The 9,301-nt window shown below is 59.7% G+C and carries 10 protein-coding genes; 1 reads left to right on the top strand and 9 read right to left on the bottom strand.

Features of this window, described 5'->3' with window-relative positions; all coding sequences use genetic code 11:
• The 3 genes from AC1DH9_RS13750 to AC1DH9_RS13740 all read right to left on the bottom strand — a co-directional run.
• Positions 1-67, bottom strand: a 67-nt coding sequence (locus AC1DH9_RS13750) for a prepilin-type N-terminal cleavage/methylation domain-containing protein (protein ID WP_477808299.1), incomplete at its 3' end; no start/stop codon positions are given.
• Entirely contained in the window at positions 64-510 is a 447-nt protein-coding gene (gene pilV / locus AC1DH9_RS13745; protein WP_477808298.1) for a type IV pilus modification protein PilV, read from the bottom strand. The genes AC1DH9_RS13750 and pilV, both read right to left, overlap by 4 nt.
• A complete protein-coding gene (locus AC1DH9_RS13740; protein WP_427546464.1) occupies positions 507-980 on the bottom strand; it encodes a GspH/FimT family pseudopilin in 474 nt (157 codons plus the stop codon). The genes pilV and AC1DH9_RS13740 overlap by 4 nt, the downstream gene beginning before the upstream one ends.
• Positions 981-1,103: 123 nt before the next feature.
• On the opposite strand from AC1DH9_RS13740, the gene AC1DH9_RS13735 reads away from it, so the two are divergent.
• The gene (locus tag AC1DH9_RS13735) at positions 1,104-1,652 is read left to right on the top strand and encodes a GspH/FimT family pseudopilin (protein ID WP_427546467.1); all 549 of its coding nucleotides are present in this window, start codon (positions 1,104-1,106) and stop codon (positions 1,650-1,652) included.
• Here the strand turns inward: AC1DH9_RS13735 and ispH are convergent.
• The 6 genes from ispH to murJ form a co-directional block, all read right to left on the bottom strand.
• Positions 1,629-2,576 (bottom strand): 4-hydroxy-3-methylbut-2-enyl diphosphate reductase, encoded by a 948-nt coding sequence (gene ispH, locus AC1DH9_RS13730; protein WP_427532331.1) that lies wholly within the window; start codon positions 2,574-2,576, stop codon positions 1,629-1,631. The genes AC1DH9_RS13735 and ispH overlap by 24 nt on opposite strands.
• A 172-nt stretch (positions 2,577-2,748) precedes the next feature.
• Positions 2,749-3,186 (bottom strand): FKBP-type peptidyl-prolyl cis-trans isomerase, encoded by a 438-nt coding sequence (fkpB, locus tag AC1DH9_RS13725; protein WP_427546483.1) that lies wholly within the window; start codon positions 3,184-3,186, stop codon positions 2,749-2,751.
• A gap of 7 nt (positions 3,187-3,193) precedes the next feature.
• On the bottom strand, positions 3,194-3,706 hold the full coding sequence (lspA, locus tag AC1DH9_RS13720; RefSeq protein ID WP_477808297.1) for a signal peptidase II: 513 nt from the start codon (positions 3,704-3,706) through the stop codon (positions 3,194-3,196).
• Positions 3,699-6,530, bottom strand: coding sequence for an isoleucine--tRNA ligase (ileS, locus tag AC1DH9_RS13715; protein WP_477808296.1), 2,832 nt, complete (start codon positions 6,528-6,530; stop codon positions 3,699-3,701). Before ileS ends, lspA begins: the two co-directional genes overlap by 8 nt.
• A gap of 13 nt (positions 6,531-6,543) precedes the next feature.
• A complete protein-coding gene (gene ribF / locus AC1DH9_RS13710; protein WP_477808295.1) occupies positions 6,544-7,482 on the bottom strand; it encodes a bifunctional riboflavin kinase/FAD synthetase in 939 nt (312 codons plus the stop codon).
• 129 nt (positions 7,483-7,611) lie between these two features.
• On the bottom strand, positions 7,612-9,150 hold the full coding sequence (gene murJ / locus AC1DH9_RS13705) for a murein biosynthesis integral membrane protein MurJ (protein ID WP_477808294.1): 1,539 nt from the start codon (positions 9,148-9,150) through the stop codon (positions 7,612-7,614).
• Positions 9,151-9,301: the final 151 nt, after the last annotated feature.

The raw sequence follows: 9,301 nt of genomic DNA, 5'->3' as shown, positions 1-9,301 counted from the left end.
CGATCAGGCTGATCGCCATGGCGATCATCAGCTCGATCAGACCAAACCCTCGGGACGATCGACTCATGGCGTCACCAACGGATCGACGGTGGCGCGGCTGCTCAGGACAAAGCTGCGAGTCGAAGTAGCGGCGGCTGCCCGCGAGTCATCCCAGGTAATGGTGATGGTATACACCCGCTGGTTCAGGGTAATGCTGCCCGTAGCGGTCGGGCCGCCGAAGCTTGTGATATTGGTGGTGAAGTCATACAGGTCCTGATCCCGGGTAACATTCAAATTGCCCGAGGTCGGCGGCGTGATGGTGTAGTCGGCCGCGGAATTGGCGCGAATCCGGTCCATCATGTCGTAGGCGATAAAGCTCGCCTGGCTGCTCATCAGCGAGCTGTCGGTGTACTTCAGCGCATTCAGCTGARTCGCCGCCGCGCCCAATAGCCCTACGCTCAGAATCAACAGCGCAACCAACACTTCGATCAGTGTCATGCCGTCCTGTGCACGCGATCCCGCTCCTGTCATCCGCAACTTCCACCCAAGACAATCCGTCCGTTTAAACACACGCTGAGCGTCCGGCTCTGCGCCCCTGATACGTAATTGAACAGCACTGCCGTGGCCGGCGCCGATAACCCACCCAAGTTGTTGAAATCGATGCTGGTCACTCCAGAGGTTAGCGTCAGAGTGGCGCCGCTGCTCATCGCCGGAATAACCCGCAATACATTCGCCGGTGAGCCAGTGCTGTCGTACACCGTCAACTCCCCGGTCCAGACGCTGCCGCCGGCAGTTGGCCGAACCCGCGTAGTGATGCCCCGGTCGATCGCCTCCAGCCTGGCGTAATTGAGCCCTCGCTGCAGATCACTGATTTCGGTATCGGCCTTGGCGTTCTGTATTGAACTGTTGAACGCCGGGACCGCCAGGGTGAGCAGAATCGCCATGACCGCAAGGATCACCAGCAATTCGACCAGCGTGAAACCTTTTGTACGATGATTCATCGCTGCCCTCCGCTGCCAACGACTACACCTAGCTGTATCAAGCTAGAACATTCAACCGGTAGCCGCAGGGTTGTTTTGACATTCGTTGCACAACCCAACGCCCTCTCCAGGGAAGGAGATGCCATGCATCAGAAGGGTTTCGGTCTGATAGAACTGCTTATCGGACTGGCAATCGCAGCGATCGTTCTGCACCAGGTCAGTCCGGTGCTCAGCGAGTACACGCAATCAGTGAGTCGCGAGACCGCGGCGCAAACACTTGCCAGTGGCATGCGCAATGCCCGCACCGAGGCCATCTTGCGCAATCAGACCCTTGTCATCCACGCGTTGAACGACGATTGGGGTCAAGGCTGGCGAATCATTCTGGACATGAGTGGCGAGGGGCATCAGGACAGCAGCAACCCGCTGTTGCTCGAGCGCCAGACAAGCGTCGGGGTGCCGATTGTGGGCAATCGGCCGGTGAGGAGTTTCGTACGGTTCAGCGGTCTGGGCGAGCCGCAGTTGCCCAGCGGTGCCTTTCAGGCCGGGACGTTGCACATCTGCGCGGACCGCGAGCCGGTCAGTCATCACCAGGTGGTGCTGTCCAGAAGCGGCCGCGTCAGCCTGCGCAGCGACAAGGCCGAGCAGGCCTTGTGTGCGGGAAGTGAGGAATCAGAGCAGGGAGCGAACGCGTAGCTCTTTGGGCATGGAGAAGGTGATGTTCTCCTCGCGACCGGCCAGCTCATCGGCGCCGGTAGCCCCCCAGGCCTGCAGTTGCTCGATAACGCCACGAACCAGCACTTCCGGTGCCGAGGCCCCGGCAGTGATGCCGATACGCTCGACGCCATCGAACCAGCTGCGCTGCATGTCTTCGGCACCGTCGATCAGGTACGCCGGGGTGGACATGCGCTCGGCCAGCTCGCGCAAGCGGTTGGAGTTGGAGCTGTTCGGGCTGCCGACCACCAGCACCACGTCACATTCGTCAGCCAGTTGCTTGACCGCGTCCTGACGGTTTTGCGTGGCGTAGCAGATGTCGTCCTTGCGTGGGCCGCCAATGGCCGGGAAACGAGTGCGCAAGGCATCGATCACACGGCTGGTGTCGTCCATCGACAAGGTGGTCTGAGTGACGAAGGCGAGTGTTTCAGGGTTGCGCACGTTCAGCGCGGCAACGTCCTTTTCGTCTTCGACGAGGTAGATCGCACCACCGTTGCTGGCGTCGTACTGGCCCATGGTGCCTTCGACTTCCGGGTGACCGGCGTGGCCAATCAGAATGCACTCACGACCGTCGCGGCTGTAGCGCGCCACTTCGATGTGCACTTTGGTCACCAATGGGCAGGTCGCATCGAAGACCTTCAGGCCACGGCCTGCGGCTTCTGCACGAACGGCCTGGGAAACCCCATGGGCGCTGAAAATCACGATGACGTCGTCCGGCACCTGGTCCAGTTCTTCAACGAAGATAGCCCCGCGTGCGCGCAGGTCTTCAACGACGAATTTGTTATGGACCACTTCGTGGCGCACATAGATCGGCGGCCCGAAGACTTCCAGGGCGCGGTTGACGATTTCGATCGCCCGGTCCACGCCGGCGCAAAAGCCACGGGGGTTGGCGAGTTTGATTTGCATGCTGTGCCTCGTGTCTTGCGCGCAAGAAATAGCGAAAACAGTGAAAACAGTGAAAAACCTTACTGTGGGAGCGAGCCTGCTCGCGATGGTGGAGTGTCAGTCACCATCATTGTTGAATGTCAGGCACTCATCGCGAGCAGGCTCGCTCCCACAGTTGATCTCATTGGATCAGTTACAGCGCTTTGACGTTGATGATTTCTACGTCAAAGGTCAATGTCTTGCCGGCCAGCGGGTGGTTGAAGTCGATGGTCACCTGAGCGTCATCGAATGCCTTGACCACACCGGGCAGCTCAGTATTCGCCGCATCGTTGAAGATCACCAGCAGGCCTTCGGACAGTTCCATATCCTGGAACTGCGAACGCGGGATGATCTGCACGTTTTGCGGGTTGGGCTGGCCAAAGGCGTTTTCTGGCTCAATCGTCAGATTACGCTTGTCACCCGCCTTGAAGCCAAACAGCGCAGCTTCGAAACCTGGCAGCAGGTTACCGTCGCCGACCTTGAAGGTCGCCGGGGCTTTGTCGAAGGTACTGTCGACGGTGTCGCCGTTCTCCAGGCGCAATGCAAAGTGCAAAGTGACTTCCGTATTCTGGCCGATGCGTTGCTCAGCCAATACCTGTTCAGTCATGAACGGCTTCTCCGGTCTTCTTGCTTTTGAACATATCCAGCGCGAGCATCACGGCCCCGACGCTGATGGCACTGTCGGCAAAATTGAACGCCKGGAAATACCAGCGGTTCTGCCAATGTACCAGAATGAAATCGATCACATGGCCCAGGGCAATGCGGTCGTACAGGTTGCCCAGCGCGCCGCCGAGCACCAGTGCCAGCGCAATCGCCAGCCAGGTGTCGTTGCGCCCCAGACGTTTGAGCCAGACCACCAGCACCGCACTGACCACGACCGCGATCAGGGCAAACAACCAGCGCTGCCAGCCGGAGCTGTCAGCCAGGAAGCTGAATGCCGCGCCCGTGTTGTAGGCCAGGGTCCAGCTGAAGTAATCAGGGATCACCACGATTTGCTGGTACATGGTCAGCGAGCTTTCGAAGTGAAACTTGCTGGCCTGGTCAATGACCAGAACCAGCACGCTCAACCAAAGCCAGCTCAGCCGTCCGAAACGGCTAGCAGCGTTAGGCATAGTGACGAACCTCGCCCGCACCGCTGATGTTGTCGACACAACGACCGCAGATTTCCGGATGCTCCGGGTTCACGCCGACGTCTTCACGGCAGTGCCAGCAACGGGCGCACTTGGCGAAGCTCGACTTGACCACCTTGAGTTTCAGACCGCTGACTTCGGTTTCAACCGCGTCGGCCGGCGCTTGCACGAACGGTGCAATGCTGGCTGTCGAGGTGATCAGCACGAAGCGCAGTTCGTTGCTCAGCTTGGCCAGGTCGGCGCTCAGTGCCTCTTCGGCGAACAGCGTCACTTCGGCTTGCAGGTTACCGCCCACGGCCTTGGCCGCGCGCTGGATTTCCATTTCCTTGTTGACCGCGACCTTGACCGCCATGATCCGCTCCCAGTAGGCGCGGTCCAGTTCGAAGCCTTCCGGCAACTCGCTGAGGCCTTCGTACCAGGTGTTGAGCATGACCGATTCATTGCGCTCGCCCGGCAGGTATTGCCACAGCYCATCAGCGGTGAAGGCGAGGATCGGCGCGATCCAGCGCACCAGCGCTTCGGAGATGTGGAACAGCGCGGTTTGCGCCGAACGGCGGGCCTTGCTGTTGGCGCCAGTGGTGTACTGACGGTCCTTGATGATGTCGAGGTAGAAACCACCCAGCTCCTGCACGCAGAAGTTGTGCACCTTGGAATAGACGTTCCAGAAACGGTATTCGCCGTAGTGCTCTTGCAGCTCGCGTTGCAGCAGCAAGGTACGGTCCACGGCCCAACGGTCCAGCGCGAGCATTTCTTCTGCCGGCAGGATGTCGGTGGCCGGGTTGAAACCGGTCAGGTTGGAAAGCAGGAAGCGCGCGGTGTTACGGATCCGCCGGTAGGCGTCCGCACTGCGTTGCAGGATCTGGTCGGAAACCGCCATTTCGCCCGAATAATCGGTCGAAGCGACCCACAAGCGCATGATGTCAGCGCCCAGGGTGTCGTTGACTTTCTGCGGCGCGATCACGTTGCCCAACGACTTGGACATCTTGCGGCCGGCTTCGTCGACGGTGAAACCGTGGGTCAGCAGTTCGCGGTACGGCGCGTGGTTGTCGATGGCGCAACCGGTCAACAGCGACGAGTGGAACCAGCCACGGTGTTGGTCGGAACCTTCCAGGTACAGGTCGGCGCGCGGACCGTTGTCGTGGCCCATCGGGTGCGAACCGCGCAGGACGTGCCAGTGCGTGGTGCCCGAATCGAACCAGACATCGAGGGTGTCGCTGATCTTGTCGTACTGCGGCGCTTCGTCACCGAGCAACTCGGCTGCGTCCATCTTGAACCAGGCTTCGATACCTTCAACTTCGACGCGCTGGGCGACCTCCTCCATCAGCTCGACGGTACGTGGGTGCAGTTCGCCGCTTTCCTTGTGCAGGAAGAACGGGATCGGCACGCCCCAGTTGCGCTGGCGGGAGATGCACCAGTCCGGACGGTTGGCGATCATCGAGTGCAGGCGCGCCTGGCCCCAGGCCGGAACGAATTTGGTGTCTTCGATGGCTTTGATCGCACGTTTGCGCAAGGTGTCGCCAGTCGCCGGCTGTTTGTCCATGCCGATGAACCACTGCGCGGTAGCGCGGTAGATCAGCGGGGTCTTGTGACGCCAGCAGTGCATGTAGCTGTGTTCGATGACGGAGGTGTGCAGCAGCGCACCGACTTCCGTCAGTTTGTCGACGATGGCCGGGTTGGCCTTCCAGATGAACTGGCCGCCGAAGAACTCCAGCGACGGCACGTAGACGCCGTTGCTTTGCACCGGATTGAGAATGTCGTCGTTGACCATGCCGTAAGCTTTGCAGGTCACGAAGTCGTCTACGCCGTAGGCTGGCGAGGAGTGAACCACGCCAGTGCCGGCGCCCAGTTCAACATACTCGGCCAGGTAAACCGGCGACAAGCGATCGTAGAACGGGTGACGGAAGTTGATCAGTTCCAGCGCCGCACCAGTGGCGGTGGCGATGACCGAGCCTTCGAGGTTGTAGCGAGCCAGGCACGACTCGACCAGCTCTTCAGCCAGCACCAGCAATTTGTCGCCGACGTCGACCAGGGCGTAGTTGAACTCGGGGTGAACGTTCAGCGCCTGGTTGGCCGGAATGGTCCACGGGGTGGTGGTCCAGATCACGATCGAAGCCGGTTTGCCCAACGATGGCAGGCCGAAGGCGGCAGCCAGTTTGGCTTCGTCGGCAATCGGGAAGGCGACGTCGATGGTCGAGGACTTTTTGTTCTCGTATTCAACTTCAGCTTCAGCCAGGGCCGAACCGCAGTCGAAGCACCAGTTCACAGGCTTGAGGCCCTTGAACACGAAACCACCCTTGACGATTTCAGCCAAGGCACGGATTTCACCGGCCTCGTTCTTGAAGTCCATGGTCTTGTACGGGTTGGCGAAGTCACCCAGCACACCCAGACGGATGAACTCGGACTTCTGGCCTTCGATCTGTTCGGTGGCGTAGGCACGGCACAGCTCACGGGTTTTATCCGCCGTGAGGTTCTTGCCGTGAGTCACTTCGACTTTGTGCTCGATCGGCAGACCGTGGCAGTCCCAGCCCGGAACATAAGGCGCGTCGAAACCCGAAAGGGTCTTCGAGCGGATGATCATGTCCTTGAGAATCTTGTTGAGCGCATGACCGATATGAATGGTGCCGTTGGCATACGGAGGACCGTCGTGCAGAACGAACTTCGGACGATCCTTACCAATCTCACGCAACTTCTGGTACAGGCCAATGCTGTCCCAGCGCTGCAGAATCTGCGGTTCGCGCTGAGGCAGGCCGGCCTTCATTGGGAAGGCGGTGTCCGGAAGGTTTAGCGTGGCTTTATAGTCGGTCATTTAAGGCTCTTCATTAGCGATTGGCGCTAGGTGCGGCTAGGGCACGGGCGGCGGCGACATCCGCATTGATCGCCGTCTTAAGCGCCTCCAGAGAGGCGAAACGCTGCTCTTCGCGCAGCTTTTGGTGGAAAACCACCGTCAAACGCCGGTCATACAGATCGCCGGCAAAATCTAGAATATGGACTTCAAGGTGGGCTTTGCCATCACCTTCAACCGTTGGCCGAACGCCAATATTGGCGACACCTGGCCAGGTCTTGCCGTCGACTTCGACGCTCACCAGGTAAACCCCGGTCAACGGTACACGACGACGCTTGAGTTGCACGTTGGCCGTTGGCGTACCCAATTGGCGCGCCAGCTTCTGCCCGTGCAGGACCCGCCCGGCAATCCCGTACGGATGACCGASCAAGCGCTCGGCCAAGGTAAAATCAGCGGCGGCCAAGGCATTACGCACCTGGGTGCTGCTGACACGCAACCCGTCCAGTTCAACGGTCTGCGCCGCTTCGACGGTGAACCCCTGAACAGCCCCGGCCTGTAGCAGGAAATCGAAATCCCCTACCCGGTCACAGCCGAAACGGAAGTCGTCACCGACCTCCAGATGCTGCACGCCAAGGCCATCGACCAGAATGGTGTCGACGAACTCGGCGGCGCTGAGCTTGCTCAAACGATGATTGAAGGCCAGGCACAGAACCCGGTCGACACCTTCGGCGGCCAGCAGTTGCAACTTGTCGCGCAAGCGCGCCAGACGGGCCGGGGCCGTGTCCGGGGCGAAAAACTCACGCGGCTGCGGCTCGAAAATCACCACGCAGCTGGGTACACCCAACTCGAGCGCCCGCTCACGCAGCCGGGCCAGGATAGCCTGGTGGCCACGGTGAACACCGTCAAAGTTGCCAATAGTGGCGACACAGCCCCGATGCTGGGGGCGCAAATTGTGGAGGCCTCGAACCAGCTGCATAACGCGCTTCTTGCTCATAAAGTGGTCGATTATAACCACACCCGGCGGCCGACAACAGGCAACACCGTAACCCAAAGTGATCGAACCGACAAAACTGGCGCCCGACCCGCGATTATTGATGCCACGTCTTCAGTTCAACGCCTTGCGATTGAAGTCTCGCAGACGGAAGCCCATCAACGCCAACATACCGAAATAGGTCACCACACCCGCCCCCACCAAAGCCCCCAGACGCAGGAAACGCATCGGCATGTGCCCTTCGCCCCAGGCCGGCATGAAATGCATCGCCCCCAGCAAGACTGCGGACATCACCGTCACAGCAACCACCAGCTTGAGCCCGAACAGGCCCCAGCCCGGCTGTGGCTGATACATCTTCTGTTTGCGCAATTGATAGAACAACAGACCGGCGTTGAGACACGCACCCGCGCTAATCGCCAGGGCCAGCCCTGCGTGCTTCAACGGACCGATCAAGGCCAGGTTGAACAGCTGAGTGACGACCAGCGTGAAAATCGCGATTTTTACCGGTGTGCGAATGTTTTGTTGCGCGTAGAAACCCGGCGCCAGCACTTTAATCACGATAATCCCGAGCAAACCGACCGAGTAGGCAATCAGGGCACGCTGGGTCATCAAGGCATCAAATGCGCTGAATTGACCGTACTGGAACAGCGAAACGGTCAGCGGCTCCGCCAGGATTCCCAGCGCCAGCGAGCACGGCAGCACCAGCACGAAGCACAGGCGCAGGCCCCAATCGAGAATGCGCGAGTATTCGTGGCGATCTTTACTGGCGTAGGTTTTGGCCAGCGTCGGCAGCAATATCGTGCCCAATGCCACACCGAGAACGCCGGATGGCAACTCCATCAGGCGGTCGGCGTAATACATCCAGGACACCGAGCCCGCCACCAGAAACGAGGCAAAAATGGTGTTGATGATCAGCGAAATCTGGCTGACCGAGACCCCGAGAATCGCCGGCAGCATCTGTTTCATCACGCGCCAGACACCGGTGTCGCGCAGGTTCAGGCGCGGCAACACCAGCATGCCGATTTTTTTCAGGTGCRGCAGCTGATAGAGCAATTGCGCCAGGCCACCGACCAGCACAGCCCAGCCCAGAGCCATTACCGGCGGATCGAAGTACGGCGTCAGGAACAGCGCGAAGACGATCATGCTGACGTTGAGCAGGGTCGGCACAAAGGCCGGCACCGAAAAACGGTTCCAGGTATTGAGGATTGCCCCGGCCAGCGAGGACAGCGAGATCAGCAATATATAAGGAAAGGTCACTCGCAACAGACTGGAGGTCAGCTGGAATTTTTCCGGCGTGTTGGTAAACCCCGGGGCCGTTGCCCAGATGACCCAGGGCGCAGCGACCATCCCCAGAATCGTGACCAGCGCCAGTACCAGTGTGAGCAAGCCCGACACGTAAGCGATGAAGGTACGTGTCGCCTCCTCGCCCTGCTGGCTTTTGTATTCCGCCAGAATCGGCACAAAGGCCTGGGAAAACGCCCCTTCGGCGAAGATTCGCCGCAACAGGTTGGGCAGTTTGAAGGCGATAAAGAAGGCGTCTGTGGCCATCCCGGCGCCAAATATGCGTGCGACGAGCGTGTCACGAACGAACCCCAGAACCCGGGAAAGCATCGTGATAGAGCTGACAGCGGCCAACGATTTAAGCAGGTTCATTGAAGAGTTTTTGCCTGTCGATAAACAGYAGGCGAACAAACCGCCCACTTATGCGATACTCCGCGCCGCAACAGCACAGAGCCAAAGCTCGCGAGTTTACAGGTCAAGCGCCGGAAATAAATATCCCGCCTCTTTAGATCGACCACTCAGC

The organism is Pseudomonas sp. 05T35 (genome assembly GCF_056396605.1).
The sequence above is the reverse complement of the archived record's forward strand: the minus strand, read 5'-3'. Positions and strand labels throughout refer to the sequence as shown.

What these genes read in the sequence shown, in the direction of transcription:
- AC1DH9_RS13740 (WP_427546464.1), bottom strand. Translation starts at nt 980, where the DNA reads ATGAATCATCGTACAAAAGGTTTCACGCTGGTCGAATTGCTGGTGATC.
- AC1DH9_RS13735 (WP_427546467.1), top strand. Translation starts at nt 1,104, where the DNA reads ATGCATCAGAAGGGTTTCGGTCTGATAGAACTGCTTATCGGACTGGCA.
- ispH (WP_427532331.1), bottom strand. Translation starts at nt 2,576, where the DNA reads ATGCAAATCAAACTCGCCAACCCCCGTGGCTTTTGCGCCGGCGTGGAC.